Source organism: uncultured Caulobacter sp. (assembly GCF_937900395.1).
Taxonomy (GTDB): Bacteria; Pseudomonadota; Alphaproteobacteria; order Caulobacterales; family Caulobacteraceae; genus Caulobacter.
This window is the reverse complement of the sequence record NZ_CALCDX010000251.1, coordinates 1-26,036: the sequence shown is the minus strand read 5'-3', so window position 1 is coordinate 26,036 and position 26,036 is coordinate 1. Positions and strand designations below refer to the sequence as shown.

The 26,036-nt window shown below is 69.0% G+C and carries 25 protein-coding genes; 12 read left to right on the top strand and 13 right to left on the bottom strand.

The features are described 5' to 3' along the window. A partial coding sequence (locus tag Q0379_RS23780; RefSeq protein WP_299017734.1) for a TonB-dependent receptor occupies window positions 1–1,949 on the top strand: 1,949 nt, incomplete at its 5' end. A gap of 229 nt (window positions 1,950–2,178) precedes the next feature. After that, complete coding sequence (locus Q0379_RS23775; protein WP_299017731.1) at window positions 2,179–2,415, top strand: hypothetical protein; 237 nt, start codon at window positions 2,179–2,181, stop codon at window positions 2,413–2,415. A gap of 296 nt (window positions 2,416–2,711) precedes the next feature. Here the strand turns inward: Q0379_RS23775 and Q0379_RS23770 are convergent, their stop codons facing one another. The 3 genes from Q0379_RS23770 to Q0379_RS23760 all read right to left on the bottom strand — a co-directional run bounded on the left by Q0379_RS23770 (window position 2,712) and on the right by Q0379_RS23760 (window position 6,346). Beyond that, window positions 2,712–3,332, bottom strand: coding sequence for a TetR/AcrR family transcriptional regulator (locus Q0379_RS23770; RefSeq protein WP_299017728.1), 621 nt, complete (start codon window positions 3,330–3,332; stop codon window positions 2,712–2,714). 109 nt (window positions 3,333–3,441) lie between these two features. Next, window positions 3,442–4,581 carry an aromatic ring-hydroxylating dioxygenase subunit alpha gene (locus Q0379_RS23765; protein WP_299017726.1) on the bottom strand — a complete coding sequence of 380 codons (1,140 nt, stop codon included), beginning with the start codon at window positions 4,579–4,581 and terminating at the stop codon, window positions 3,442–3,444. A gap of 133 nt (window positions 4,582–4,714) precedes the next feature. After that, entirely contained in the window at window positions 4,715–6,346 is a 1,632-nt protein-coding gene (locus tag Q0379_RS23760) for an NAD(P)/FAD-dependent oxidoreductase (RefSeq protein ID WP_299017719.1), read from the bottom strand. Window positions 6,347–6,505: 159 nt separating this feature from the next. On the opposite strand from Q0379_RS23760, the gene Q0379_RS23755 reads away from it, so the two are divergent. Further along, a complete protein-coding gene (locus Q0379_RS23755; protein WP_299017716.1) occupies window positions 6,506–6,703 on the top strand; it encodes a hypothetical protein in 198 nt (65 codons plus the stop codon). A gap of 2 nt (window positions 6,704–6,705) precedes the next feature. On the opposite strand, the gene Q0379_RS23750 is transcribed toward Q0379_RS23755, so the two are convergent. Then, window positions 6,706–8,115 (bottom strand): PLP-dependent aminotransferase family protein, encoded by a 1,410-nt coding sequence (locus tag Q0379_RS23750; protein ID WP_299017713.1) that lies wholly within the window; start codon window positions 8,113–8,115, stop codon window positions 6,706–6,708. Window positions 8,116–8,118: 3 nt separating this feature from the next. Here Q0379_RS23750 and Q0379_RS23745 point away from each other — a divergent pair, with 3 nt between their 5' ends. Next, on the top strand, window positions 8,119–8,529 hold the full coding sequence (locus Q0379_RS23745) for a DUF983 domain-containing protein (protein WP_299017710.1): 411 nt from the start codon (window positions 8,119–8,121) through the stop codon (window positions 8,527–8,529). Window positions 8,530–8,681: 152 nt separating this feature from the next. Here the strand turns inward: Q0379_RS23745 and Q0379_RS23740 are convergent, their stop codons facing one another. Next, window positions 8,682–9,140, bottom strand: a complete 459-nt coding sequence (locus tag Q0379_RS23740) for a carboxymuconolactone decarboxylase family protein (protein ID WP_299017708.1) — start codon at window positions 9,138–9,140, stop codon at window positions 8,682–8,684. Between the two features lie 94 nt (window positions 9,141–9,234). On the opposite strand from Q0379_RS23740, the gene Q0379_RS23735 reads away from it, so the two are divergent. Then, complete coding sequence (locus tag Q0379_RS23735) at window positions 9,235–10,107, top strand: sigma-70 family RNA polymerase sigma factor (RefSeq protein WP_299017705.1); 873 nt, start codon at window positions 9,235–9,237, stop codon at window positions 10,105–10,107. Between the two features lie 119 nt (window positions 10,108–10,226). Here Q0379_RS23735 and Q0379_RS23730 read toward each other — a convergent pair whose 3' ends face one another. Further along, window positions 10,227–10,535 (bottom strand): polyhydroxyalkanoic acid system family protein, encoded by a 309-nt coding sequence (locus tag Q0379_RS23730; protein WP_066730499.1) that lies wholly within the window; start codon window positions 10,533–10,535, stop codon window positions 10,227–10,229. A 120-nt stretch (window positions 10,536–10,655) separates the two neighbouring features. Here Q0379_RS23730 and didA point away from each other — a divergent pair, with 120 nt between their 5' ends. Together didA and dgcA are read left to right on the top strand one after the other, a co-directional pair. After that, window positions 10,656–10,862, top strand: a complete 207-nt coding sequence (gene didA, locus Q0379_RS23725; protein ID WP_066680539.1) for a DNA damage-induced SOS-independent cell division inhibitor A — start codon at window positions 10,656–10,658, stop codon at window positions 10,860–10,862. 30 nt (window positions 10,863–10,892) lie between these two features. Next, entirely contained in the window at window positions 10,893–11,897 is a 1,005-nt protein-coding gene (gene dgcA / locus Q0379_RS23720; RefSeq protein ID WP_299017701.1) for an N-acetyl-D-Glu racemase DgcA, read from the top strand. Window positions 11,898–12,067: 170 nt separating this feature from the next. Here the strand turns inward: dgcA and Q0379_RS23715 are convergent, their stop codons facing one another. Continuing rightward, complete coding sequence (locus tag Q0379_RS23715; RefSeq protein WP_299017698.1) at window positions 12,068–13,018, bottom strand: helix-turn-helix domain-containing protein; 951 nt, start codon at window positions 13,016–13,018, stop codon at window positions 12,068–12,070. Window positions 13,019–13,117: 99 nt separating this feature from the next. On the opposite strand from Q0379_RS23715, the gene Q0379_RS23710 reads away from it, so the two are divergent. Together Q0379_RS23710 and Q0379_RS23705 are read left to right on the top strand one after the other, a co-directional pair. Further along, a complete protein-coding gene (locus tag Q0379_RS23710; protein WP_299017694.1) occupies window positions 13,118–14,341 on the top strand; it encodes an acetyl-CoA acetyltransferase in 1,224 nt (407 codons plus the stop codon). Window positions 14,342–14,519: 178 nt separating this feature from the next. Then, the gene (locus tag Q0379_RS23705) at window positions 14,520–15,338 is read left to right on the top strand and encodes a DUF1295 domain-containing protein (RefSeq protein ID WP_299017691.1); all 819 of its coding nucleotides are present in this window, start codon (window positions 14,520–14,522) and stop codon (window positions 15,336–15,338) included. Between the two features lie 100 nt (window positions 15,339–15,438). Here the strand turns inward: Q0379_RS23705 and Q0379_RS23700 are convergent, their stop codons facing one another. The 6 genes from Q0379_RS23700 to Q0379_RS23675 all read right to left on the bottom strand — a co-directional run bounded on the left by Q0379_RS23700 (window position 15,439) and on the right by Q0379_RS23675 (window position 22,244). After that, window positions 15,439–16,188, bottom strand: coding sequence for a DUF72 domain-containing protein (locus tag Q0379_RS23700; protein ID WP_299017688.1), 750 nt, complete (start codon window positions 16,186–16,188; stop codon window positions 15,439–15,441). A gap of 77 nt (window positions 16,189–16,265) precedes the next feature. Next, on the bottom strand, window positions 16,266–16,454 hold the full coding sequence (locus tag Q0379_RS23695; RefSeq protein ID WP_299017685.1) for a hypothetical protein: 189 nt from the start codon (window positions 16,452–16,454) through the stop codon (window positions 16,266–16,268). A 1-nt stretch (window position 16,455) separates the two neighbouring features. Continuing rightward, window positions 16,456–17,844, bottom strand: a complete 1,389-nt coding sequence (locus tag Q0379_RS23690; protein ID WP_299017682.1) for an L-serine ammonia-lyase — start codon at window positions 17,842–17,844, stop codon at window positions 16,456–16,458. Window positions 17,845–18,046: 202 nt separating this feature from the next. Then, on the bottom strand, window positions 18,047–19,702 hold the full coding sequence (locus tag Q0379_RS23685) for a M28 family metallopeptidase (RefSeq protein WP_299017679.1): 1,656 nt from the start codon (window positions 19,700–19,702) through the stop codon (window positions 18,047–18,049). Between the two features lie 226 nt (window positions 19,703–19,928). Further along, a complete protein-coding gene (locus tag Q0379_RS23680; protein ID WP_299017677.1) occupies window positions 19,929–21,125 on the bottom strand; it encodes a DSD1 family PLP-dependent enzyme in 1,197 nt (398 codons plus the stop codon). A 141-nt stretch (window positions 21,126–21,266) separates the two neighbouring features. Continuing rightward, window positions 21,267–22,244, bottom strand: coding sequence for a threonine/serine dehydratase (locus Q0379_RS23675; protein ID WP_299017674.1), 978 nt, complete (start codon window positions 22,242–22,244; stop codon window positions 21,267–21,269). A 155-nt stretch (window positions 22,245–22,399) separates the two neighbouring features. On the opposite strand from Q0379_RS23675, the gene Q0379_RS23670 reads away from it, so the two are divergent. From Q0379_RS23670 to Q0379_RS23660, 3 genes are all read left to right on the top strand, one after another. Further along, the gene (locus tag Q0379_RS23670) at window positions 22,400–23,020 is read left to right on the top strand and encodes an acyloxyacyl hydrolase (RefSeq protein WP_299017671.1); all 621 of its coding nucleotides are present in this window, start codon (window positions 22,400–22,402) and stop codon (window positions 23,018–23,020) included. Between the two features lie 123 nt (window positions 23,021–23,143). Next, window positions 23,144–24,430: an adenylosuccinate synthase gene (locus tag Q0379_RS23665; protein WP_299017668.1), complete on the top strand. Its 1,287-nt coding sequence runs from the start codon at window positions 23,144–23,146 to the stop codon at window positions 24,428–24,430. A gap of 191 nt (window positions 24,431–24,621) precedes the next feature. Beyond that, on the top strand, window positions 24,622–26,036 hold a 1,415-nt coding region (locus Q0379_RS23660; RefSeq protein ID WP_299017665.1), incomplete at its 3' end, for an ATP-binding protein.

Genomic DNA, 26,036 nt, shown 5'->3' with positions numbered 1-26,036 from the left:
GCCGCAGCGACCAGTTCGGCGGCAGCCCGATCTACCGCTATGTCGACAACGAGAACCTGCTGCGCGTGACCGCCTCGTCGGGCGCCGGCGACGTCTCGCTGCCCAGCTATGCGTCGCTGGGTCCGATCGTCGACTACTTCACCCAGAAACCGGAGAAGACCGCTGGCGGCAAGATCAGCCAGACCTTCGGCGAGGACAACCTGACCCGCACCTTCCTGCGGCTGGAGACCGGCGAGCATAAAGGCTTCTCGGCCTACGCCAGCGGCTCGGTCATCAACAGCGACCAGTGGCGCGGCCCGGGCACGATCGACCGCGAGCACTATGAGGGCAAGATCCGCTGGGAGTTCGAGGGCGGCGACCTGAGCTTCCAGACGGTTCACAACGACTATTTCGACTATGACTCGCCGTCGTTCACGATCGCCCAGTACAAGGGGACGGCCGGCGACATCTATGGCCGCAAGGGTCGGGACTTCGGCTATGTCGGCTACATCGCCAACTTGGCGCCGACGGCGAGCGGCCTGAAATACTCGAACGCGAACTACGCCCAGTACTACAAGTTCGGCCTGAACGCGCGCAGCGACCACCTCTATGGCGTGACCCTGCACAAGGACCTCGCCGAGAACCTGCGCTTCACCGGCACGGTCTATTACGAGAAGAAGGACGGCTGGGGCTCCAGCGGCGTCGGCTATGACACCGCGCTCACCTACTACAACCAGCAGAAGGCCGTGGTGCCGGGGCTGAACGCCCCGTTGGGCCTGCAGTTCGGCATTTCGCAGATCGACGGCATCCGCAAGGGCGCGACCGGCAAGGTGACCTGGAACCTGGGCGATCACAAGATCGAGGGCGGCGTCTGGTACGAGGACGACGACTACCACCAGCTGTCGAACACCTTCAACGTCGCCGACGGCTCGCCGGAGGGCGCGCCGAACTTCAGCCAGCCCGTCTATCGGACGCGCAACTACACCTCCAAGCGCGACACCTGGGAAGGCTTCCTGAAGGACACCGTCGTGCTGGCGGACGGCAAGCTGAAGGTGGACGCCGGCTTCCGCATGCTGAGCGTCGACTACCAGATGCTGGGCAAGCGTAACCGCGAGGACTTCCGTTTCAGCCAGACCGCCAACCTCAGGACCACCTGGGAGGACCTCTTCCTGCCGCAGGTCGGAGCGGTCTACACGATCGGCCGCGGCCAGGTGTTCACGTCGTATTCGGAGAACATGTCGCTGCCGCGCGGCGCCGACGCCGTCTACTACACCCCGGCGACCGTGAACGTGCCCGCGCCCAAGGCTGAAACCTCGAAGAACATCGAGCTGGGCTATCGCGCCAACTACCCGACGTTCAACGCGTCGGTGGTGACCTACTACACCAGCTTCCAGAACCGCCTGCAGTCGTTCAGCGAATATCTGCCGGGCACCACCACGCTGGAAACCTACTATCAGAACGTCGGCGGCGTGCACGCCTACGGCCTGGAGTTCAGCGGCCAGTGGAAGCCCGAGGCGCTGGGCGGGAAGATCTACTTCAACACCAACGCCTCGTATAACAAATCGGTGTTCGAGGACGGATTCTCGATCCGCAGCGCCACCGGGGTCACCGACTATGCCCTCAAGGGCAAGAGCGTCCCGGACTTCCCCGAGATCGCCATCCAGGGCGGCGTGACGTTCGAGCCGGTCGAGTGGGCCGTGATCAATCTGTCGGCGCGCCACATCAGCGATCGCTACAGCAACTTCATGAACAACGAGGAGACCAAGGGCTACACGCTGTTCAACATGTATGTGGACCTCGGCGAGGGCTTCAACTACGGCCCGCTGAAGGACATCAAGGCCCGGATCAATGTCGATAACATCTTCGACAAGGACTATCTGGGCACGATCTCGACCGTCGTGACCGGCGCGGCCAACTACCGCTCCGGCCCGCACCGCACGGCGCAGATCACGCTGTCGGCCGGCTTCTAGCCGAGACGCGGCGGGGGCGGGCGTCGCACGACGTCCGTCCCCGGATCGCCCGCCCCTTGCTGTGAAAGGCGGAAAATAGCGATCTCGCCCCGTTGGGTGAAAAACAGCACATCCGGCGTTGGCCCGGATCATGCATTGTGCATCGCAGCGCAATTTGATTGTGCGATCGCGAAACAACTGTCATGTGGACGTGGTTAGTGCCACGTTAAGTCGTCTCCAGGAGGTCTCCATGACCGAGAATCACTACTACGTCCGCCCGGTTTCCGGCGTCTGGCACGTGACTTGGAACGACTCGGCCGAGCTGATCGGCTGCTATTCCTCCCAGCACGAAGCCGAGGCCCTGGCCCAACTCCTGGCGCGCCACATGCGCGAGCAGGGACGCAAGGCGCAGGTCCATGTGTTCGAGCCGGAAGTCCGCGTTCCGGCCTGGGGACGCAACCGCGCCGCCAATCAAGCGGCCGCCTGAAGCGCTTAGCGCTTGCATGAAGTCGTCTAAGGCGTGCAGAACGCTCGCGAGTAAGCGTTTAGAGTGTGTCCGCTCCCAAGTCGCGTAACAGTTTCGGCGGACAGGCTCTTAAAGGGATCGAACGGATCGTCGCCTCGAAAAAGACCGAGTGCGGACGGTACGTTCAACAGGAAGGGGGCGCCCGGTCTTCCCGGCGAAAGCCGAAACCGAAGCGCAGGGGTGGTGGGATTGGCGCTGCAACGACAGCGAGCCCCGGCGACTTCCATTCCCGGCTTTCGCTGGGAAGATCGGAAACTTTAAGCCTCTCTCGGAAGCCAGGCTTCCAGGGCGCGGGCGATGATCCGCGCCGCCTCGTCCGGTCCGAAGGTCGCCGGGTCGAGACACAGCTCCAGCCATAGTCCGTCCACGGTCGCCGTCAGGGCGATCGCCGCCTGGCGCGTCTCGCGCGCGCCGGCGTCGGCCAGTAGGCGCTCCAGCCTCGCGCGGAAGTCGGCGTAGGACGCCGCGTGGATGGCGGCCATGGGCGGCTTGGTCTTGACCAGGCTCCAGAAGCCGATCCAGGCGGCCAGCAGGTTCGGATCCAGCACCGGCGGGGCGAAGCTGGCGGTCAGATAGGCCAGCAGCCGCGCGCGCGGCGTCGGCGGGGCGGCGGCCAGGGCCGCTTCCAGCGCCGTGTCGATCCGCTGGCTGACCGCCTCATAGGCGCAGGCGATCAGCTCGTCGACGCCCTCGAAATAGTGCCGCAGCAAGCCCGGCGAGACGCCCGCCTCGGCGCAGATGGTCCGCACGCTGGTCCCGCCCACGCCCTCCCGCGCCAGCACCGCCTCGGCGGCGGCGACTAGGTCCTGGCGGCGGATTTCGGGGTCTGCGCGGGTGAAGGCGGGGCGCCTTTGCGCCCCCTCCGTCACGGCGCGCATCCGCGCCGCGCCACCTCCCCCGCTGCGCGAGGGAGGAGGAGCCACGTCATCCTCCCCCGAGAAACGGGGGAGGGGGACCGCGAAGCGGTGGAGGGGGCGCTCAGCGGCCTCACCATCCCTCCGGCGGCGCGGGCGAGCGGCTCTCGGGAACCAGCGCGCGCACCTTCCGTCCGAAGCTGCGCAGGCTGACCTCGCTGGTCGCCAGCGGCCCGGCCGTGAAGGTCCGCGAGGCCATGCCCTGCTGCACCCGGGCCACCAGCTCGGTGTCCTCGGCGTTGACCTGGCGGTTGATGCGCCAGTTCAGATAACGCGCCGCCTTCATCTCGCGCCGATCGTCGGGCAGGGCGTAGGCGATCTCGCGGATCATCGTCTGGGTGGCCGAGATCGGGATGAACTGCATGAAGTCCACCTGGTCTGGATAGATGTCGAAGGCGAAGTTCGGCCAGAGCTTGAAGTAGGTCCAAAGCCGCTTGCGGTCGTCGGGCAGGTGCGGGACGTCCGGCAGGATGTCCTGGTACAGCTGCTCGGACGGATTGCGCGACGGCTCGTCGATCAGCTGACCCCACATCTTGTCGACGAAGGTGTGGGCCTCGACGCCGTAGCCCTTGCCGAACAGCCGCGTCAGGCCGGGGTGGGCGACGGGGATGTGCAGGCCGTCGGAATAGTTGTCGCTGATGTTCTTCCAGTTCACCGCGCGGGGCCGCAGCGTCACGCGGCCGAACGGCTGCAGGTCCTCGAAGCGGTAGTGGGCGACCTCGTGCTCGTAGGGCGCCATCATGGTCGCAACCGACGGGCCGTCTCCGCCCAGCCGCACGAAGACGAAGCCGCGCCAGACCTCGACCTCGATGGTGGCGAGACCCTCCTTGGCCATGTCCAGCGCCGGATAGTCCTCGCGCATCGGCACGCCGATCAGCCGGCCTTCCAGGTCGTAGGTCCAGGCGTGATAGGGGCAGACGATCCGGCCGCAATGGCCCACCGGGCCGTCCAGCAGCCGCGCGCCCCGGTGGCGGCAGATATTGGCGAAGGCTTTGACGCCGCCGTCCTTGCCCCGGATCACGACCAGGCTCTCGCCGATAAAGTCGAAGGTGTGGAAGTCGCCCGCCTTGGGAATATCGTTCAGATGGCAGACGATCTGCCACGACGGCCGGAAGATCTTCTCCTGCTCTTCGCGGAAGAAGCGTTCGGAGTGATAGATCCAGCCGGGAAGGCCCCAGTCGGAAAGCGGGTCGTCGTTGGGGATCTGGGTCATCGCGCCATCTTCTCCTCGACCTCCCCGGCGAATGCCGGGGCCCAGATCGTAAGGTCGTGACGCAGCAAGGACGGCAAAGGCTGGGGGTGTATCTGGGTCCCGGCATTCGCCGGGAAGGTCGGATGTTGAAACATCACCGCCCCTCCACCGACAGCTTCACCGCCAGCGCGAAGTCCTTGTCGCGCAGGATCTCGCGCGCCGCGTTCCGTCCCGGATTGCCCGACACCCCGCCGCCCGGGTGCGTGCCCGCGCCGCACATGTAGAGCCCGGCGATCGGCGCGCGGTGGCTGGCGTGGCCCAGGAACGGGCGCGTGGCCCACAGCTGATCCAGCGACATGTGGCCGTGCATGATGTCGCCGCCGATCAGGCCGAACTTTCGCTCCAGGTCCAGCGGCGACAGGATCATCCGTCCCAGGACCGAGGCCTTGAAGCCCGGCGCCCATTTCTCGACCGTATCGATGATCAGGTCGGCGGCCGCCTCGCGTTCGTCGTCCCAGCCGCGGCCGTCCGGAAGGGTGGGCGCGAACTGCTGGCAGAACAGGCTCGCGACATGCTGGCCGGGCGGGGCCAGCGACGGGTCGATGGTCGAGGGGATCAGCATCTCGACGATCGGCGCCTTGCTGATCCCGCCCGCCTTGGCGTCGCGATAGGCCGCGTCCATGTAGTCGAGGCTCGGCGCGATCACGATGCCCGACTGGTGGTGCTCGGCCGCGTCCTTGCCCGGCAGGCAGGTGAAGCTGGGCAGCTCGGACAGGGCCACGTTCATCCGGAAGGTGCCCGAGCCGTTCTTGTAGCCCTCCACCGTCTTGCGGAAATCGGGCGCCAGGGCCGAGGGCGGGACCAGCTTCTTGTAGAGCAGGGCCGGATTGACGTTGGCGCTGACGATCGGGGCCATGACGCTGCGGCCGTCGACCAGCTGGACGCCGACGGCCTTCTTGCCGTCCACGTGCACCGCCTCGACCGGTGCGTCGAGCAGGATCTCGACCCCTGCCGCCTGGCACGCCTTCGCCATGGCCTGGGTGATCGCGCCCATGCCGCCGACGGCGTGGCCCCAGGCGCCCTTCTTGCCGTTCACCTCGCCGAAGGTGTGGTGCAGCAGGACGTAGGCCGAGCCCGGCGTGTCGGGGCTGGCGAAGTTGCCGACCACGGCGTCGAAGCCGAAGGCGGCCTTGACCGGATCGCTCTCGAACCAGCCGTCCAGCACGTCGCGCGCGCTCTTGGTGAAGAGATCCAGGAGGTCGCGCTTGCGCTCGCGCGGCAGCAGCGCCAGCCGCCCGCCCTGCCGCAGCGCGCGCAGGAAGCCGGGCAGGCCGTCGCCCAGGTTCGGCGGCGTCTCCTGGGCGAAGGCGCGCAGCACGTCGCCGATCTCGTCCAGCATGGCGTAGTAGGCCGGCAGAACCTCGGCGTCGCGGCGGCTGTACTTGCGGAACTCCTCCTGGGTGCGCTCCAGGCCCCCGCCCAGCTTCAGATACTTGTCGTCGCTGATCGGCAGGAAGTTCGAGATCGGCCGCTCCAGGAAGGTCAGGCCATAGTCGCGCAGGCCCATGTCGGCGATCACGCGCGGGTTCAGCAGGCTGACCGTGTAGCTGGCGACCGAGTTGCGGAAGCCGGGGTGGAACTCCTCGGTCACCGCCGCCCCGCCGACCACGCCCCGCGCCTCGCAGACCGTGACCTTCAGCCCGGCCTTGGCCAGATAGAAGGCGCAGACAAGGCCATTGTGCCCCCCGCCGATGATGACGGCGTCGCGGGTCTCCGTCGCGGCCATGGTCGTTCTCCCCCGAGTGATGGGGAAGTGTTGCTGTACGGTCGTATAATAAGCAAGGGGCGCGTGAGAGGCGGTGGTCTTGTCGCGCCAATGTGCGTTGAACTCGGGCGCGTGCGCCTCTAGATCAGCGCCTCCTCTTTTCGGGAAGGACCCTCCCTCATGGCCAAGCTCCTGCCGCTTCAATCGTTCAGCCTGCAGGAGACCGAGGACGGCTATCGCCTGCTAGTCTCGGCCATCGGCGGCGAGTCGATCTACGTCTCGATCACCCCCGACCAGATGGACGACATCATCGACAGCCTCGAGAACGCCATGGGCGGCGAGGAAGGCGGCGAAGGCGAGGACGACGTCGAGTACTGAGGTCAGCCATAGAGGTTGGCCAGCGCCCGCAGGCCCCGCGCCAGGGTCGGGCGCTTGCCGGCCGCGCCCAGTGAAATCCGCAAGCCCTCGCCTGTCACGCCCGCCGCCCTGAACGTCTCCGCGCCCACCAGCGCCAGGCCGTGCGTCTTGGCTGCCCAATCGGCGCGGGCGTCCGGCAACCAGACGTGCAGGCTCTCGGCCCCGCCCACGGCGCCGGGCAGCAGCTCGGCCGCCAGCGCCCGCCGCGCCATGGCCTCTTCGCGCACCCCGGCCAGCACGCGGCTCGCCACGTCCTCTCGGATCCAGTTGGTCGCCACGGCCGCCATCAGCGGCGGCGGCATCTGGGCGATGGCGTGCAGGGCGCTCGTGAACCCCTCGGCCCGTCCCGGCGGCGCGACGACATAGGCCACGCGCAGGCCCGGCGAGAGGGTCTTGGCGGTGGTGGCGACATGGAACACGCCTTCGGGCCACAGGCTGGCGAGGGCGGGGAGGGGCGCGGCGGGCAGCAGGCCGTAGGCGTCGTCCTCGATGATCGTCACCCCGGCGGCGCGGGCGATCGCCACGACCGCCTCGCGCCGGGCGAGGCTCATGGTCGCCGCCGTCGGGTTTTGGAAGGTCGGGGTGCAGCAGATCAGTCGCGGACGATGCTCCGCGAGCAGCCGCGCCAGGGTTTCGGGCTCCAGTCCCTGCTCATCCAGCGGACAGCCGATCACCGTCAGCCCCCGCCGGGCCGCGGTCGCCAAGAGGCCCGGATAGGCGAAGGCCTCGGCCACGATCATATCGCCCGGCGCGGTCAGGTGGTCCAGCAGGGCCGACAGCGCCGTCTGGGCGCCGCTGGCGACGACGGCGCGGGCCGGATCGACCTGACCCAGGACCGGGGCCAGCCAGGCGGCGCCCGCCGTCCGCTGCGCCAGCGAGCCCGCGCCCGGGTGATAGGCCATCAGCGTCGCCGGATCGGTGCGGGCCAGGATCGCGCCGGTCGCCTCGCGCAGCAGCGCCGCCAGGTTCAGGCCGGCGGGCGGCGGCGGCAGGTTCATCGACAGGTCGACCAGGCCGGCCTCGCCCTCTTCGGTCCGCGAGCGGATGAAGGTGCCGCGGCCGGTCGTTCCCTCGATCAGCCCGCGTTCGCGCGCCAGGGCGTAGGCGCGGGTGACGGTGGTGAAGTCGATTCCGACAAGACGGGCGACCTCGCGTTGGGCTGGAATCTGGTCGCCAGGCTGCAGCTCCCCTTCGGCCACCGCGTTTTCAAGGGCCTGAGCGATGCGGCGATAGGCCGGTCCATCCAGGACTTCTATCCGGCGCAGCCAGGCGGCGCCCGGATTCGGCGATCCCGTAGTTGCGTCCATCGCGGCATATCCATACATTATGTCGCAAATGTATGTATCAATCCTGCGATTGTAGGAAGGGGTCATTCGATGACCGACGACGTGTTCTACGACTCTCCGACCCCGATCGAAGCAGGCCTCAAGTGCTGCTGCCCCCGCTGCGGCCAGGGCAAGCTGTTCCAGGGCTTTCTGAAGCTGGCGCCCAAGTGCGACCAGTGCGGCCTGGACTACAGCTTCGCCGACCCGGCGGACGGCCCGGCCTTCTTCGTGATGAGCGGCGTCGGCATCATCGTCACGGCCTTCTTCGCCTGGGCCGAGGTCGTCTGGCAGCCGCCGATCTGGGTGCACCTGGTCACGACCTTCCCGGCCCTGATCCTGGGGTGTCTCGCCACCCTGCGGCCGGTGAAGTCCTGGCTGGTGGCCTCGCAGTACATCAACAAGGCCGAGGAAGGCCGCTTCGAGAGCCTGGGCCGGCACGACTACGACGAGCGGCGGCTGTAGCTCCCTCAATAGCTCCGACCTCCCCGGCGAATGCCGGGGCCCAGATGGAAAAGCGCTAGCGTGGGCTCTATGAACGCCGCGCTTTTCCAGTCAGCCCCAGCGCCTTCAGATCTGGGCCCCGGCATTCGCCGGGGAGATCGGTGGGTTTAGCCTCACACCCCCAGGCTTCCCGCCACCTGGCGCGTCGCCGCGTTCAGCCGGTTCCAGACATTGATCGCCGAGATGCTGATCAGCAGGCCCGCCAGCGCCTTCTCGTCATAGTGCCGAGCGGCCTCGTCCCAGACCTCGTCCGAGACCGGATCGGCCTTGTCGGCGACGCGGGTCACGGCCTCGGCCAGCGCTAGGGCGGCGCGTTCGGCGTCGGTGAAATAGGGGGTGTCGCGCCAGCCGGCGACCGTGGCGACGCGCTCGGGGCTCTGGCCGGACTTCAGCGCGCCGCGGGCGTGCATCTCCAGGCAGACGCCGCAGCCGTTGATCTGGCTGACGCGCAGGTGCAGCAGTTCGTGCAGGGTCTCCGGCACGCCCTCGACATGGGCGGACTTCGACAGCGCCATCATCGCCTTCATGGCGTCGGGCAGCAGTTGGGCGGGCTGTTTCATGCGGGCTTGCATCGCGGGCTCCTTCGGTTTTGCTGACGCCGCCGGTCACATCCGGCGATTTCGTTTCGTCGAAGAGGTGACGAAGCCCGACGGAGCGATGTGACCGATGCCGCCAGAAAAAGATTCAGAGCAAAATTATCTCGCCGAGCGTTTCGAGGCCGACCGCGCCCGCCTGCGCGGCGTCGCCTACCGCATGCTGGGCTCGCTGCCCGAGGCCGAGGACGCCGTGCAGGAGGCCTGGTTGCGCCTGTCGCGCACGGGCGGGGAGGGCGTCGATAACCTGTCGGCCTGGCTGACCACCGTGACCTCGCGCGTGTGCCTCGACATGCTGCGCGGCCGCAAGGCGCGCCGCGAGGACGCGATGGGCGAGGGCGCGCCCGAACCCTCGGTCGCCGCCGAGGACGCGGTCGAGCGCGAGACGATCCTGGCCGACTCGGTGGGCCTGGCCCTGCTCGTCGTCCTGCGAGCCCTCACCCCGGCCGAGCGGATCGCCTTCGTGCTGCACGACCTGTTCGACCTGCCGTTCGATCAGATCGCCCCGATCGTCGAGCGCACGCCCGAGGCCGCCCGCCAGCTGGCCAGCCGCGCCCGTCGCCGCGTGCGGGGCGGCGAGGCGCTGGACGCTGCCCAGACGGCGCAAAAGAGCGTCGTCGACGCCTTCCTGCTGGCCTCGCGCACCGGCGACCTGGCGGGACTGATGGCCGTGTTGGCGCCGGACGTCGTGGTCCGCTCCGACGTGCTGGGCGGCGGCGGCCAGGTCCGCGAGCTGCGCGGCGCCGAGAAGGTGGCCAACTTCTACAACGGCCTGGCCCAAACCGCCCGCACGGCCCTGGTCGACGGCGCGATCGGCGCGGTCGTGGCGCCGCTGGGGCGGATGACGCGGGTGCTCGACTTCCGCGTCGAGAACGGCCGGATCGTCGAGATCTTCGTCGCCGGCGATCCGGAGCGGCTGGACGTGGTGGAGGTGGCGCTGGTGTGATCCCTCTCCCCCTGCGGGAGAGGGGGGGGGCGAAGGGCCGGGTGAGGGGTCTCTCCGCCTGTACGACCCCTCATCCGTCGACCTTCGGCCGACACCTTCTCCCGCAAGGGGAGAAGGAATTACTTCAGCAGCAGCTGCCCGCGCCGGTTCAACTCGTCCTTGATCTTGCCGGCGGCCATGCCCAGCAGGCCCGGCAGGCTGACGTCGAGGCGGGCGTGGTCGTCCAGCACCTGGACGATGCCGGTGATCGTCTGGCCCATGGCGGCGGCCGAGAAGTTCAGGGTGTCGCCGGCCCAACTCTGGGTGAAGCGGCTGGGATCGCCGCCGGGGATCTGGCCGGCCATCTGCGCCAGGCCCTCTTCCAGGCGGCGCTTGGCCTCGGCCGCGCCCAGCTGGTGGGGGATATTGATGCTGACGGTCTTGGCCATGACGATCCTCTGAGAACTTGCCCGGTCAAAACGCGAAGCGGGCGCGTGGAGTTCTATACGTCCGTTTCTGGCGCAGGCGAAGGCCAAGGTACTTTTCATCAGATGAAGGACGCCGACGACATGACCGACTTCGCCATCACCTCCCCGTTCCCCGCGCCGCGTCGCTTTGTCCGTCCCGGCCGTCCCGGCGGCCTGCTGGGCGCGGTCCACTATGCCGGTGTGCTGCTGGTCTGGGCGGCGCTGTTCGTCGTCGATCGCCCCCTGGCGCTGAAGGTGATGGCCGAGCGCCGAGCGGACTCGCCGATCCCCCGTCGCTGGGGCTGGTGATCGAGGCCGAACGGCGCCATCCCTGCGGGCATGTCGATCGCCGTTTCCGCCCGCCCGGTCTCGCATCCGCTGAAGGCCCCGTTCCGCATCTCGCGCGGGGTCAAGACCGCCGCCGAGGTGGTCGAGGTGACCGCCGCCGCTGACGGCCATGTCGGGCGCGGCGAGAGCGTGCCTTACGCCCGCTACGGCGAGACGGTCGATAGCGTCCTGGCTCAGCTGGCGCCGGCCTTGGCCGCCTCCGATCCCGAAGCCGCCTGCGCCGCCCTGCCGCCTGGCGCGGCCCGCAACGCTCTGGACCTCGCGCTCTGGGACCTCCGCGCCAAGCGCACAGGCGCCAGCGTCGCGACGGCCACCGGGCTGCCGATCCCGCAGGACCTCGTCACCGCCGTGACCGTCAGTCTCGACACGCCCGAGGCCATGGCGGCCGCCGCCCGCGCCGTCGCCGACGCGCCGCTGATCAAGATCAAGCTGTCGGCCGAGGACCCCGCCGCTCGCTTGCGCGCCGTGGCGGCCGCCGCGCCGAACGCCCGCTTCATCATCGACCCCAACGAGGGCTGGACCTTCGACATCCTGCGGGATCTTAAGCCTCTGCTGGCCGACCTGCCGATCGCCCTGGTCGAGCAGCCGCTGCCGACCGGCGAGGACCAGGCGCTGGAGGGCTGGGACCCGCCGTTCACGGTCTGCGCCGACGAGAGCGTCCACGTCGGCGGCGACCTCGCGGCTCTGCGCGGCCGCTACCAGGCGGTGAACCTCAAGCTCGACAAGACTGGCGGCCTGACCGAGGCCGCGGCCATGCTGAAGACCGCGCGGGCCCTGGGCTTCCAGGTCATGACCGGCTGCATGGTCGCCTCGTCCCTGGGCGTCGCGCCGGCGCTGCATCTGGGCGGGGCCAGCGACTTCGCCGATCTCGATGGGCCGTGGTGGCTGGCCGTGGACCACCCCGGCGGCCTACGGGTCGAGCGCGGCCGGATCACGCCGCCGAAGCCGGGGTTCTGGGGGGATGGGGCCGAGGCGGAAGGGCTGTGGTTGTCCTGAGAAACGCGCCTCTCCTCCCCCTTTGGGGGAGGGGGACCGGCGAACGCCGGTGGAGGGGCCAGCCGCGCTAGAGCTACCAGCGGGGGCATGCCGGCTGAACCACCGCTGCCCCTTCCGTCACGGAGCTTCGCTCCGCGCCACCTTCCCCAGTGGGGAAGGAGAGTCGTTAATCAGCTCCCCCCCGCCAGCCGCGTATTCCCCACATCCACCGCCCCATGACACGCCCCGCACCGCACCACGGGCTCCAGCCGCGCCCCGCAGCGGTGCGTCAGGATTTCCGGACTTCCCTCGCTTCCTGCCAGCCACCGATCGCCCCAGGCCATCAGCGCGACGATCAGCGGGAAGAAGTCGCGACCTTCCCTGGTCAGGCGATATTCCCAGCGCTCGGGCCGTTCCTGATAGCGCACGCGCTCCAGCATGCCGCGCTCGACGAGGCGACCCAGCCGGTCGGTCAGGATGTTGCTGGCGATCTTCAGCTCGTCCTGGAATTCCGTGAACCGGCGCTTGCCATAGAAGGCCGCGGCCAGGACGTGGGCCGTCCAGCGGTCGCCGAGCACTTCGACGCCCCGTTCCAGCATCGGATGCAGCGGCGCGCCGCCGACGTCCTCGCCGCTGGCGCGGCGCGAGTGGCGAGCGGGCGGGGCGGGCTCCAGTCCGGCGCCGGGGCCGGGGAAAAGCGTGATGTCGCGCACCTTGACCGCCTCGCCGCAGGCCTTGCAGGCCAGGACCGGACGCAGCGGCTGGCCGCAGGTCTGGTGCATGATCTGGTGCGAGGGGCAGTCGGGATCGAAGCGCCAGCGCATCTCCCAGCCCAGCAGCATTAGCGCCGAGTCGTAGAGGTCGCGGCCCATGGGCGTGAGGCGATACTCGTAGCGTGGCGGCCGCGACTGATAGAGAACCCGCGCCAACAGGCCGGCGGTCTCGAGGCGCTTGAGCCGATCGGTCAGCAGCGACCGCGCCACGCCGGTCATGGCCGCGAAGCCGTCGAACCGCTTCACGCCCATGAAGGCCGCGTACAGCACCAGCAGGGTCCAGCGGTCGCCGATCAGGTTCAGCGCGCGGGCGGCTGAACTGCGGCGGACCATTGCCGGCGACGCGGCGGGGGCCTTCTGCGGGACCATGAGGCTTGGTGGGACGCTTCGGCGCGGCGTGTCAACGCCATGGACTTGATCTGAGTCACTTGTATAATCGGACTAACTAGAAAAACGGGAGGAGCCGGCATGGTCTATGTGCTGGGCGGTTGGCAGAGCGACTTCGCCGCCAACTGGGCGCGCGAGGGCAAGGAACTGGCCGACGCCTTCGCCGAGGCGGTAGGGCAGGGGCTGGCCGCGGTCGACCTGGATCCGGAAGACGTCGAGACCGGGCACGTCGGCAACTTCGCCGCCGAGCTGTTCGCGGGCCAGGGCCTGCTGGGCGGCATGTTCGGCCTGGTCCATCCCGCCTTCGACGGCCTGCCGACCGCGCGGCACGAGGCGGCCTGCGCCTCGGGCAGCGTCGCCATCCTGGCCGCCGCGGCCGAGATCGAGGCCGGGCGTTACGACCTCGCCTGCGTCGTCGGCATCGAGCAGATGCGCAACGTTCCGGGCCAGCAGGCGGCCGAGAACCTGGGCAGCGCCGCCTGGGCCGGCCACGAATTCCAGGACGCCCGCTTCCTGTGGCCGCGCGCCTTCTCCGACCTCGCCGACGAGTACGACCGCCGCTATGGCCTGAAGTACGAGCACTTGATGGGCATCGCCGAGGTCAATTTCGCGAACGGCCGGCGCAATCCCAACGCCCAGACGCGAAGCTGGGCCTTCGGGCCCGAGGCCTTCACCGCCGACGACGCCGCCAATCCGGTGGTCGAGGGCCGCACGCGCAAGCAGGACTGCGGCCAGGTGACGGACGGGACGGCGGTCGTTTTCCTGGCCTCGGAGGCGCGGGCCAAGGCCTATGCGGACGAGCGCGGGATCTCGCTCGCGAGCATTCCGCGCATCAAGGGCTGGGGCCACCGCTCGGCGCCGCTCAGCTACGCCCGCAAGGTCGAGGCCTCGCGCGACAGTGACTACGTCTTCCCGCAGGTGCGCCGCGCCATCCTCGACGCCCGCGCCCGGGCCGGGATCGCGCTGGACGTTTCAGGGATCGACGCGGTCGAGACCCACGACTGCTTCACCGCCACCGAATACATGGCCATCGACCACCTGGGCCTGACCGCGCCGGGCGAGAGCTGGAAGGCGATCGAGGCGGGGGACATCGCGATGGGCGGCAGGCTGCCGATCAATCCGTCCGGCGGCCTAATCGGAACCGGCCATCCCGTCGGCGCCACCGGCGTGCGGATGCTGCTCGACGCCTGGAAGCAGACCTCGGGCCAGGCCGGGGACTACCAGGTCGAGGGCGCGCGGACGGTGCAGACCCTGAACATTGGCGGGTCCACGACGACGACGGTGAGTTTCGTCGTGGGGACGTGACTCAAGATCCTCCCCCGCATCGCGGGGGAGGTGTCGCGGAGCGACGGAGGGGGCGAACTGGGCCCATGCCGTGCTGGCCCCCTCCGACCCTTCGGGCCACCTCCCCCGCCTCGCGGGGGAGGATCAACCAAAACGCCCCGCCGTCCGTATCTCTCTCATCTTCCGCCCAGAGCCCGCCATGCCCATCCTCACCACCCTCGCCGTCAACGCCGCCGTCTCGGCGGTCGCGTTTCTCGCCCTGTGGGCCGTCAGTCTGCGGACCAAGGACGTCAGCTTCATCGACGCCTGGTGGGGGCCGAGCATGGCGCTGCTGGCCTGGAGCACTTTGCTGCAGGGCCCGCGCACCCCGCACGGCCTGCTGCTGACGGGGCTCTGCACCCTGTGGGCGGCGCGGCTGGGGGGGTATCTGTTCTGGCGCTGGCGCCAGCACGGGGCGGACCGTCGCTACGTCGCGATCTTCGCCCACTACGAAAAGACCAAGCGGTGGAACTTCGCGACCACCTCGCTGATCATCGTCTTCGGCCTGCAGGCGGTGCTGGGCTATCTGGTCGCCCTGCCGGTGCAGCTGGGGCAGGGGCCTGGCGCGCTGGGCGGCCTGGCCTATGCCGGCGCGGCGCTGACGATCGTCGGCATCCTGTTCGAGACCATCGGCGACGCCCAGCTCACCGCCTTCAAGGCCAATCCCGACAACGCCGGCAAGGTCATGGATCGGGGCCTGTGGCGCTACACCCGCCACCCGAACTATTTCGGCGACGCCTGCGTCTGGTGGGGCCTCTACCTGATCGCCGCCGAGACGGGCCTGGGCGCCTGGGCCCTGCCGGGTCCCGTGCTGATCACCTTCCTGCTGACCAAGTGGAGCGGCGTGCCGACCACCGAGGGCAAGATGAAGAAGTCCAAGCCCGGCTATGCGGAGTACGTGGCGCGGACCAGCGGGTTCGTGCCGTGGTTTCCCCGGAATCCCCCTCTCCCAGAGGGAGAGGGCGGGGCCCGCCGCTAAAAGCGGTGGGAGGGTGAGGGTTTCGCGGTCGAGGGTTAAACCCCTCACCCTCCCGCGCTGCGCGCGGGTCCCTCCCTCTCCCTGCGGGAGAGGGTTTCCCCTACGCCCCCAGCTTCTCGATCAGCGCCATGGCCGCCGCAGGATTCCTCACCTTCGCTCCGGCGATGAAGTAGGCGAACACGTCCCCGCGCTTGGCCCATTCGCGCGTCTGGGCCGCGATCCCGTCCAGCTCGTCCGAGGTCATCCCCGTCGGCTCGTCCGGCTTGCTCGACATCAGGCGGGCGTAGGTGAAGTCGGCGGTGGGCTGGTCGATGCAGGGCCAGGTCGGCTCCTCGTCATCGACGGCGTAGACGATGGCCGCGCCGTACTTGGCGGCCAGGTCGTAGAATTCCTGGCAGGCGAAGGTCGGGCTGCGGACCTCCAGCGCGTGGCGCAGGCGAAGGCCTTTCAGCTCTTTTGGCAGTAACTTCAGGAATCCCTCGAAATCAGCCGGATCGAATTTCTTGGTGCCCATGAACTGCCAGTTGATGGGGCCGAGCTTCGGACCGAGCTCCTCCATCCCTTGCGACAGGAATTTCTCGAGGGACTCGTTGTTCTCCGACAGCACGCGGCGGTTGGTGCAGAACCGGCTGGCCTTGACCGCGAACACGAAGTCGCCCGGCGTCTCGTCGCGCCACTTCTGCCAGCTGTTGGGCTTGAAGGTCGAATAGTAGGTGCCGTTGATCTCGATGCTGGTCAGCTTGGACGCGGCGTATTTCAGCTCGTCCTTCTGCTTGAGATCATCGGGATAGAACGTCCCGCGCCACGGCTCGAAGGTCCAGCCGCCGATGCCGGTTCGGATCTTGCCCATGCGCGGATGTTCCCTTGATGTTCTCGCGAAAGTTAGGCGAGGTTTCGCGGGGCGTCGAGGCCGAAAATCCTGTCTCGCTAGGGAGCGGACTTATGCCGCGCGACCTCGGCGGGGTCGTGCGAGCACCGGCTGGTTTCCTTGATCCAGGCGCCGCCGCCATCCAAGCAGGCGTCGACGGTCAGCCATTGCTGGACATACGGCGCGGCGGCGATGGCGCCGGCCAGAAATACGGCGGCCGCATACCAGATCAACCGACGCCGCTTCACCTCAACACTCCACCCGATTCACCGACAGCCCCACCGCCAGACCCCCCATCGAGGTCTCCTTGTAGATCTCGTTCATGTCCTCGCCGGTGCGCTTCATCGTGGCGATGACCTTGTCGAGCGAGACTGAGTGCTGGCCGTCGCCGAGCAGGGCCAGGCGGGCGGCGTCGATGGCCTTGATGGCGCCCATGGCGTTGCGCTCGATGCAGGGGATCTGCACCAGGCCGCCGATCGGGTCGCAGGTGAGGCCGAGGTTGTGCTCCATGCCGATCTCGGCGGCGTTCTCGATCTGGGCGTTGGTTCCGCCCAGCGCCGCCGCCAGGCCCGCCGCCGCCATCGAGCAGGCCACGCCCACCTCGCCCTGGCAGCCGACCTCGGCCCCGCTGATCGAGGCGTTGCGCTTGTAGAGCGCGCCGATCGCCGCCGCCGTCAGCAGGAAGGTCCGGATCTGCTCGGGCGAGCCGTTGTGGAAGCGCACGAAGAACCGCAGCACGGCCGGGATCAGGCCCGCCGCGCCGTTGGTCGGGGCGGTGACGACGCGGCCGCCGGCGGCGTTCTCCTCGTTCACCGCCATGGCCCACAGGTTGACGAAGTCCATGGCCGCCAGCGGGTCGCTGATCTGGCGCTCCATCCGCCCCTGGATGGTCTGGTGGATCTGGCGGGCCCGGCGCTTGACCGTCAGGCCGCCGGGCAGGACGCCCTCCTGGCGCATGCCGCGATCGATGCAGGCCTCCATGGCCCCGAAGATGCGGTCGAGGGCCGCGTTCATCTCCCCCTCGCTCATTCGCGCCTGCTCGTTGGCGGCCATGACCTGGGCGATGGTCAACTTGGCTTCGTCGGCGCGCTGGAGGAGGTCGGCCGAGCTCTCGAACGGGTAGGGGACGGCGGGGCCTTCCTCGGGCGGGGCGTTGCTCCCCATCTCGCGCTCGTCGCGGACGAAGCCGCCGCCGACCGAGAAATAGGTTCGTTCGGCGAGCAGCGCGCCGGAGGCGTCGTAGGCGCTGAAGGTCAGGCCGTTGGGGTGCTGGGGCAGGCGCTCATGGCCCAGCCAGACGATGTCCCTGGCCTCGTCGAACGTGATGTCGCGCGCCCCGCCCAGGCGCAGGGACTGGGTGGCTTGGACCTCGAGCAGGGCCGCCTCGCCGGCGTCGGGATCGAGATCGGCCGGAACGAAGCCCATAAGGCCGAGGATCACGGCGCGGTCGGTGGCGTGGCCGCGACCGGTCAGGGCCAGCGAGGCGTAGAGCCGCGTCTCGACCCGCGCAACGCGTTCGAGCTGGCCCGCCGTCCGCAGCCGCGCGACGAACAGCCCCGCGGCCGTCATCGGCCCCATGGTGTGGCTGCTCGACGGGCCGACGCCGAGTTTGAAGAGGTCGAAGACAGAGGCGGTCATGGGGAACTCTGGATATCTCCGCGCTCATCAAGTCCGACCTCCCCGGCGAAGGCCGGGGTCCAGATCGAACCCGCGAGCGCTTGCCCGGCGGCGAGGGCCGTTGGCGCGCCCCCTCAAACCGCTCAGGCTGAATCTGGGCCCCGGCATTCGCCGGGGAGGTCGGGGGAGAGGACGGCGACCGCCCATCTCCCTCATGGTCTTGTTACTTCCGCTGCGCCGCCGTGGCGTCGCGCAGGGCCTTGAACTCCGAGCCCGCCTGCCATTGCGGCCAGACGCGGCTGTTGGCGAGGTCGGCGCCGATCTCGTAGACGAGGCCGATGTCGGCGGCTTGGCCCGAAAGATCCCAGTCGGCCGACCACTCGTCGGCGGGCTGGTGGTAGCGCTTCTCGGTGTAGTCGGCTTCCGCCTTCTCGCCGGCTTCCTTGCCGCCGTTGACCAGGTCCGTGCCCGAGCCGATCGAGATGGCCGGCACGCCGCGCTTGGCGAACGGGAAGTGGTCCGAGCGGTAGAAGTGGCCGGCCTGCGGGGCGGGATCGGGCGAGAAGTAGCGGCCGTTGGCCTTGGCCTTGGCGACCAGCATGTCCTGCAAATCAACCTTGCCGTCGCCCGAGGTCGTCACGTCCTTGGCCGGACCGGCGGCCGACAGGGCGTCGATATTGATGTCGCCCACGGTCTTGGCCAGCGGGAACAGCGGATTGGCGCCGTAGAACTCCGAGCCCAGCAGGCCCTTTTCCTCGGCGGTCACCGCCAGGAACAGGATCGAGCGTTGGGGCGCGGGTTGGCTCTTGAAGGCGCGGGCCAGCTCCAGCAGGGCGGCGATGCCGTCGGCGTTGTCGACCGCGCCGTTGTAGATCCTGTCGCCGCGCGCGTCGGGCGCGCCGACGCCCAGGTGGTCCCAGTGGCCGCTGTAGATGACGGTCTCGTCGGGATACTTGGTCCCGACGATGCGGCCGGCGATGTTCTTGGAGACGATCACCTCGTGCTTGACCTTGTAGTCGGCCGAGAAGGTCGCGCCGGTCAGGGTCACGGGCTTGAAGTCGCGGGTCTGGGCCTGCGCCTTCAGGGCCTCGAAGTCGAGGCCGGCCTGCTTGAAGAGGTCGACGGCGACGTCGCGCTGGATCCAGGCCTCCATCGACGGGTGCGACTTGGCCGGCTCCTTGCGGACGATGTCGAACATCACGTTGGTGTTGGAGTTCTTGACCGTATTCCAGCCGTACGAGGCCGGGGCGGTCTCGTGGACGATCAGCACGCCGGCCGCGCCCTGGCGGGCGGCCTCCTCGTACTTGTAGGTCCAGCGGCCGTAATAGGTCATGGCCTTGCCGCCGAAGTCGCCGGTTCCGGTCTCGAAGTCCGGGTCGTTGATCAGCACGACCAGGATCTTGCCCTTCAGGTCCATGCCCTTGAAGTCGTCCCAGTTGCGCTCGGGCGCTTTGACGCCATAGCCGACGAAGACCAGCGGGGCGTCCTTGATCGAGACGGCGTCGACATTGGTCATGGCCGCGCGGATCGCGACCTGTTCGCCCTGGGTCAGGGCTTGGCTCTTGCCGCCGACGGTGACGCTGGCGGTCACCGGGCCGTCGATCTGGAACTTGCCCAGCGGCACGTCCTGGGTCCAGGCGCGCTTGCCGTCCTTCTGCACATCGCCGGCGGGCGTGAGGCCGATCGCCTTCATCTGATCGACGATATAGGCGACCGTCTTCTTCTCGCCTTCGGTGGCCGGACCGCGACCTTCGAAGTCGTCGGACGAGAGGACCTTGATGTGGGCCGACAGCTTGGCGGGGTCGATCTTGGGCGCGTCCGCGGCCTGCGCCAGCATGGGCGCGGCCAGAAGGACGGTGGCGAGCAGCAGGCGTTTCATCGCAACTCCATTCGGGAGCAAATCTTGTCGTTGAGCGCGGGAACGTAGAGCGCTCTTCATCCGAGGGAAAGCGCTTTACCGCTACCCCAAACGCCCGACCTCCCCGGCGAATGCCGGGGCCCAGATTCATCCGGATTGGTTGGCGTGTTCGCGCCTTTTGACAGCATCAGTATCACTGACGCCGGTGGGTTCGATCTGGGCCCCGGCATTCGCCGGGGAGGTCGGATTAGAGATTGCTCACCCGCCGCCCATCCACCGCCCACCGCTCCAACCGCTCCCCATCCCACACGTGCAGGGCGTCGTAGAGGTTGATGGTCGGGTCGCAGTGGCCGGGCTGGAGCCAGACGAGCTCGCCGACCTTGGGCGCATCAGCCGGCCAGGCGCGGGCGGGATCCGCGTCGGCGCCGGCCACGGCCTGATCGAAGCCCAGCGGTGTCCCGCCTGAGGCCTTCAGCACGTCGAAGGTGGCGGGGTGGGCGATCATGCCGTGCTCATCGCCCATCGGCCGCCACAGCGAGCCGGGCGCGGCGCCGGCGACAACGCGGGCCGGCGGGCCGTCCATCGACATCGCCTTGAAACCGGCGTCGCAGACGACGTGGCTCTTATGGCGCGCCGAGACGACGGTGGAGGCCACGAACAGCGCCGGCTCGAACGGCCAGTCGCCGCCGCCCGGCGCGCCGCAGGCGTCGTATTCGACGTCCATCACCGCGTAGGAGCCGGCCTGCAGCTCGGTGAAAACGCCCGAGGCCAGGTCGAAGGCATGCGTGCCGGTGCCGCCGCCCGTGACCACCGGCGGTGGAAGTCCCACTTGGGTCAGCTCGGCGACCAGGGCCTTCAGGGTGGCGAAAGCGGCCTCGTCGGCGGACTTGCGCAGGGACCCGTCGTCCAGGTGCTGCAGGTGGCCGAGATAGGCCTGGATGCCGCCGAAGCGCACGCCCGGCGCGGCGTCGATGGCGCGCGCCAGGGCCAGGGCCTCATGCGGATAGACGCCGGCCCGGTGGGTGCCGAGATCGAGGTCGACGACGACGTCGAGGGTCACACCAGCGGCGACGGCGGCGTCCGACAGGCGGTCGATCTGGTCCTCGTCGTCGACGACCGCGCCGACCGTGGCCCCGGTCTTCGCCAGGGCCGCCAGGCGCGGCGGACCCCAGGCCGGGACCGGGGCGGTGACCAGCACGTCCTGGATCCCGCCGGCCACGAACGCCTCGGCCTCGCCGACCGTCTGGCAGCACAGGCCGACCGCGCCGCGCTCGACGATCAGGCGGCCGAGCGTCGAGCACTTGTGGGTCTTGCCATGGGCCCGCAGGCGCACGCCGGCGGCGTCGCAGAGGGCCTGCATCTTGGCGATGTTGCGCTCCAGCGCGGCGCGGTCGACGACCAGGAGGGGCGTCTGGGGGAGGGCGGTCGCGGGCGGCAGGTTCATGTGATCTCCCCTTTGTATTCTTCTACCGTGTCATCCCGGGCGGCGAAGCCGACCCGGGACCCAGGGGCGAGCGGCAGTGCGGCGGCCCCTGGGTCCCGGCTCTCCGCTACGCTGCGGCCGGGATGACACGATGTTGTTGGCTTAGATTTGACCGCTCAAAACCTTCGCGAACAAGTCCGGATCCACGTTCCCGCCCGACAGCACGATCGCGGCCGTCTTGCCCTTGAGATCCACCTTGCCCGTCAGCGCCGCGGCCAGGGCCACGCAGCCGCCCGGCTCGACGACCAGCTTCAGGACCGAGAAAGCGTAACGCATGGCCTCGGCCACCTCCGGGTCGGTGACGGCCACGCCGCCCGCGAGGTTCTTCTGGTTGATAGGCCAGGTCAGCTCGCCAGGGATCGGGGTCAAGAGAGCGTCGCAGAACGAGCGGGCGTCCTTGTCGATGGTCTCGCGCTTGCCGCTTTCCAGCGAGCGGCGGGTCTCGTCGAAGCCCGCCGGCTCGACGCCCCAGATCTCGGTGGCGGGCGAGAGCGCCTTCACGGCCGTCGAGGTCCCGGCGATCAGCCCGCCGCCGCCGACGCAGCAGACGAGGCTATCGAGCTTCGCGCCGCGCGTCGCCGCCTGCTCGACGATCTCGATGCCCAGCGTGCCCTGGCCGGCGATGATGTGCGGGTCGTCATAGGAAGGAACCACGACGCAGCCGCGCTCGGCCGCGATCTGGTCGGCGATGGCGATACGATCCTCGGTGAAGCGGTCGTAGAAACGGATCTCGGCCCCGTAGCCGCGCGTGCCCTCGACCTTCACAGCCGGCGAGTCGCTGGGCATGACGATCAGGGCCGGGCAGCCGATCAGCTGGGCCGCCAACGCCACGCCCTGGGCGTGGTTGCCGGACGAGAAGGCCACGACGCCGCGCGCCTTCTCCTCGTCGGACAGCTGGGACAGGCGGTTGTAGGCGCCGCGGAACTTGAAGGCCCCCGCCCGCTGCAGCGTCTCGGGTTTCAGGAAGATCCGGCCGCCCAGGCGCGCGTTCAGCGCGGGGCTTTCGATCAGCGGCGTTTCAACGGCCAAGCCCTTCAGGCGTTGGGCGGCGGCTTGGATATCGGCGAGGGAAATGGTCATGAGGCGAAGTTCTACGGGCGCGCCGCTGGCTTTTGAAGCCGTGCGCCCCATTTGAACGATCTTGCGGCGTTGTCCCGCGGCGAGGGGCGAAACCCTTTCCGAGCTTCGCCGTTCACGACATAAGAGCCGACGGGGGCTCAAATCAGGACGACTCGATGAAGACCGCCTTCTTGGCCTCTGCGGCCTCGCTTTCGCTCGGCGCCGCGCTGGCTTTCGCCGCGCCCGCCTGCGCTGGAGAGGCCTTCGTCGGAGTCTACAAGCACGACGTCACCTTCATCGGCAACGCGGTCGGGCTGGGCGCGGCCGGGCGCGAGGGCGGAGCGGACATCCATCTGGGTTACCGCACGAACCGCATCGAGAGCCTGCGCTGGCTGGGCAGGCCGCAGGTCCACACGATGGTGTCGATCAACACCAACAACACCTCGAACTTCGTCGCCGCGGGCTTCGACTGGAAGATCGAGCTGGGCCAGCCGGGCGGCTTCTATTTCCGGCCGGGCCTGGGTCTGGCCTATACCGACGGAAAGACGGGTCTGCCGCCGGCGAATGCGCCCGGCCTGACGCCCGAGGAGCGCGCGCGCCGCACCTATCTCTATTACCACCGCATCGATTTCGGCTCGAAGGTGCTGTTCGAGCCCGAGCTGGCCCTGGGCTACCAGGTCAGCGACAAGGTGTCGGTGGAGCTCTCCTACACCCACCTGTCGAACGGCCAGATCTTCCACCAGGGCAAGAACCAGGGGCTTGACGACGCGGGGGTCCGGCTGGTTTACGCCTTCTGACTTCGCGAGCGGCCGATTTGACGGCCGGCGCGGCGCCGCCCAAAACTGATTGAACGCTCGGGGTCGAGTCCTGTCGAAGGACCCCGCGGCGTCACCCGGCAGGCGACAAGGCATATCTCTATCATGGCCAATGTGACCGTTGTCGGCGCCCAGTGGGGCGACGAGGGCAAGGGCAAGATCGTCGACTGGCTCAGCAATCGGGCCGATGTCGTGGTGCGCTTCCAGGGCGGCCACAACGCCGGCCACACGCTGGTGGTGGACGGCAAGGTCTACAAGCTGGCCCTGCTGCCGTCGGGCGTGGTGCAGGGCAAGACCTCTGTCATCGGCAACGGCGTCGTCGTCGACCCGTGGCACCTCTTGACCGAGATCGACAAGATCGCCGACCAGGGCGTGGCCATCACGCCCGACCTGCTGATCCTGGCCGACAACGCCTGCCTGATCCTGCCGCTGCACCGCGACCTGGACCAGGCGCGCGAGGCCGCCTCGACCCAGAAGATCGGCACCACCGGCCGCGGCATCGGCCCGGCCTACGAGGACAAGGTCGGCCGCCGCGCCATCCGCGTCGCCGACCTGGCCGACCCGGAAGCCCTGAAGCCCAAGATCGATCGCCTGCTGGCCCACCACGGCGCCCTGCGTCGCGGCCTGGGCCTGCCCGAGGCCAATGCTCAGGAGCTGTTCGACGCCCTGATGGAACTGGCGCCGCGCATCCTGGCCTACGCCCAGCCGGCGTGGCGGGTGCTGGACCAGGCCTACAAGGCCGGCCGCCGCATCCTGTTCGAGGGCGCGCAAGGCTCGCTGCTGGACGTCGACCACGGCACCTATCCGTTCGTCACCTCGTCCAACACCGCCGCCGGCCAGGCCTCGGCCGGCTCGGGCATGGGCCCGTCGGCGACCGGCTACGTGCTGGGCATCGTCAAGGCCTACACCACCCGCGTGGGCGAGGGCCCGTTCCCGGCCGAGCTGTTCGACGAGGTCGGCAAGCACCTGTCGACCGTCGGCCGCGAGGTCGGGGTCAACACCGGCCGCGCCCGCCGCTGCGGCTGGTTCGACTCGGTGCTGGTGCGCCAGTCGGTGGCCATCAACGGCATTCACGGCGTGGCCCTGACCAAGCTGGACGTGCTGGACGGCCTGGAGACCCTGAAGATCTGCGTCGGCTACAAGATCGGCGACAAGGTGCTCGACTACCTGCCCGCGGGGCTCCGCGACCAGGCCGCCGCCACGCCGGTCTATGAGGAGCTGGAAGGCTGGAGCGAAAGCACCGCCGGCGCCCGCTCGTTCAAGGACCTCAACGCCAAGGCCATCAAATACGTCCGCCGCGTCGAAGAGCTGATCGGGGCGCCGGTTGCCTTGCTATCGACCAGTCCAGAGCGCGATGACACCATTCTGATGCGCGACCCCTTCCAAGGCTAGAGCTCGCTAGTAAAGCTCGGTCCAGGAAACTCTTGACGCTGATCAAGGCTAAATGGCCGCGGGATTACTTCCCGCGGTAAACCTTGGTGAACCTTTATCGCGCCTAGGTTTCTCCCAGTTTCTTTTCGGTGGGGGCGAGGGTGGGGCTGCGGGAGCTTCTCGATGACGGGCGCGAGGGCGCGGCGTTGGCGATGAGCCGTCGCAGCCGCACGGCGCGCCTGGTGGTCGCGGTGCTGGCCGCGGCGCTGGTGCTGGCCGAGTTCGGCTGGCGGGTCGCTCTGGGCTGGGCCCTGGTCAACGCCGTGCTCGAGGGCTGGATCGCCTATCTCGAGGTCCATCTGAAGCCGCGCGCCGAGGATCGCTGGACCCTGCTGACCCGCTTCGGCACGCCGACGGTATTCAGCTTGGCCTGGTCGGCGATGGCCGGCTACTGCTGGATCCATGGCTCGCCGGCCATGAAGTTCACGGCGCTGATCATCCTGTTCGGCCTGATCGTCGAGGCGATCCGCTATGGCGCGATCAGCCGGGGCACCATGCTGGTCATCGCGCCGCCGCCGTTCATCTCGCTGCTGGCCGCGCCGGTCATCGCCACCGGCAAGCCCAGCTGGCAGTGGATCGTGATCGCGGTGACCGTCGGCGGCCTCCTGTTCTACATGCTGGACGCGGCGCGGCAGTTGCGTGTCGCCAACCAGGCGCTCGAGCGGGCGCAGGACGCGGCCCTGGAGGCCAGCGAGGCCAAGTCCGCCTTCCTGGCGATGATGAGCCACGAGCTGCGCACGCCGATGAACGGGGTGCTGGGCCTGACCCACGCCCTGCGCGGCGCCCGCCTGGAAGGCCACCACGCCCGCTATCTGGAGATGATCGAGAAATCGGGCCAGGGCCTGATGACCATCCTCAACGATATCCTGGACCTGTCCAAGATCGAGGCCGGCAAGCTGGAGCTGGACGTCGCGCCGTTCGACCTGCGCGATCTGCTCGACCACGTCGGCGCGATGTGGAGCGAGACGGCGCGCGAGAAGGGCCTGGCCCTGAACCTGGAGATTGACCCGGCCACGCCCGAATGGGTGTTGGGCGACGTCGCGCGCGTGCGTCAGATCCTGCTGAACCTGATCTCCAACGCCGTGAAGTTCACCGACGACGGCGGCGTGACCGTGCGCGCCGCGTCTGTCGCGGGGCGGGTGGTCTTGTCGGTCTCCGACACCGGTGTTGGCATGACGGACGAGCAGCGCGCGCGCCTGTTCTCGCCCTTCGTCCAGGGCGACCGCTCGATTGCTCGCCGGTTCGGCGGCACCGGCCTTGGCCTGGCGATCTGCCGACACCTGGCGGACCTGATGGGCGGCGAGGTGGTGGTGGAAAGCGCGCCGGGCCGGGGCTCGACCTTCACGGTCACCCTGCCCCTGGCGCCCGCCGAGAATCCCAGCCCGGTCGAGCCCGAGGCCGGCGAGCCCGTCGACTTCACGGGCATGCGGGTGCTGGTGGTCGACGACAACGCGGTCAACCAGACGGTGGCGCGCGCGATCCTGGAGGCCGCGGGCGCTTCGGTGCTGACCGCCGACGACGGCCGCGCGGCGCTGGAGCGCCTGAACGCCGAGCCCGTCGATCTGGT

What these genes read in the sequence shown, in the direction of transcription:
- Q0379_RS23770 (WP_299017728.1), bottom strand. Translation starts at nt 3,332, where the DNA reads ATGCGCGCCGTGACGGAGGGGGCGCAAAGGCGCCCCGCCTTCACCCGC.
- Q0379_RS23680 (WP_299017677.1), bottom strand. Translation starts at nt 21,125, where the DNA reads ATGAACCTGCCGCCCGCGACCGCCCTCCCCCAGACGCCCCTCCTGGTC.
- Q0379_RS23760 (WP_299017719.1), bottom strand. Translation starts at nt 6,346, where the DNA reads ATGGCCGCGACGGAGACCCGCGACGCCGTCATCATCGGCGGGGGGCAC.
- Q0379_RS23705 (WP_299017691.1), top strand. Translation starts at nt 14,520, where the DNA reads ATGCCCATCCTCACCACCCTCGCCGTCAACGCCGCCGTCTCGGCGGTC.
- Q0379_RS23730 (WP_066730499.1), bottom strand. Translation starts at nt 10,535, where the DNA reads ATGGCCAAGACCGTCAGCATCAATATCCCCCACCAGCTGGGCGCGGCC.
- didA (WP_066680539.1), top strand. Translation starts at nt 10,656, where the DNA reads ATGACCGACTTCGCCATCACCTCCCCGTTCCCCGCGCCGCGTCGCTTT.
- Q0379_RS23735 (WP_299017705.1), top strand. Translation starts at nt 9,235, where the DNA reads ATGCCGCCAGAAAAAGATTCAGAGCAAAATTATCTCGCCGAGCGTTTC.
- Q0379_RS23750 (WP_299017713.1), bottom strand. Translation starts at nt 8,115, where the DNA reads ATGACCCCTTCCTACAATCGCAGGATTGATACATACATTTGCGACATA.
- Q0379_RS23740 (WP_299017708.1), bottom strand. Translation starts at nt 9,140, where the DNA reads ATGCAAGCCCGCATGAAACAGCCCGCCCAACTGCTGCCCGACGCCATG.
- Q0379_RS23710 (WP_299017694.1), top strand. Translation starts at nt 13,118, where the DNA reads ATGGTCTATGTGCTGGGCGGTTGGCAGAGCGACTTCGCCGCCAACTGG.
- Q0379_RS23670 (WP_299017671.1), top strand. Translation starts at nt 22,400, where the DNA reads ATGAAGACCGCCTTCTTGGCCTCTGCGGCCTCGCTTTCGCTCGGCGCC.
- dgcA (WP_299017701.1), top strand. Translation starts at nt 10,893, where the DNA reads ATGTCGATCGCCGTTTCCGCCCGCCCGGTCTCGCATCCGCTGAAGGCC.
- Q0379_RS23765 (WP_299017726.1), bottom strand. Translation starts at nt 4,581, where the DNA reads ATGACCCAGATCCCCAACGACGACCCGCTTTCCGACTGGGGCCTTCCC.
- Q0379_RS23775 (WP_299017731.1), top strand. Translation starts at nt 2,179, where the DNA reads ATGACCGAGAATCACTACTACGTCCGCCCGGTTTCCGGCGTCTGGCAC.
- Q0379_RS23685 (WP_299017679.1), bottom strand. Translation starts at nt 19,702, where the DNA reads ATGAAACGCCTGCTGCTCGCCACCGTCCTTCTGGCCGCGCCCATGCTG.
- Q0379_RS23665 (WP_299017668.1), top strand. Translation starts at nt 23,144, where the DNA reads ATGGCCAATGTGACCGTTGTCGGCGCCCAGTGGGGCGACGAGGGCAAG.
- Q0379_RS23700 (WP_299017688.1), bottom strand. Translation starts at nt 16,188, where the DNA reads ATGGGCAAGATCCGAACCGGCATCGGCGGCTGGACCTTCGAGCCGTGG.
- Q0379_RS23675 (WP_299017674.1), bottom strand. Translation starts at nt 22,244, where the DNA reads ATGACCATTTCCCTCGCCGATATCCAAGCCGCCGCCCAACGCCTGAAG.
- Q0379_RS23715 (WP_299017698.1), bottom strand. Translation starts at nt 13,018, where the DNA reads ATGGTCCCGCAGAAGGCCCCCGCCGCGTCGCCGGCAATGGTCCGCCGC.
- Q0379_RS23755 (WP_299017716.1), top strand. Translation starts at nt 6,506, where the DNA reads ATGGCCAAGCTCCTGCCGCTTCAATCGTTCAGCCTGCAGGAGACCGAG.
- Q0379_RS23745 (WP_299017710.1), top strand. Translation starts at nt 8,119, where the DNA reads ATGACCGACGACGTGTTCTACGACTCTCCGACCCCGATCGAAGCAGGC.
- Q0379_RS23690 (WP_299017682.1), bottom strand. Translation starts at nt 17,844, where the DNA reads ATGACCGCCTCTGTCTTCGACCTCTTCAAACTCGGCGTCGGCCCGTCG.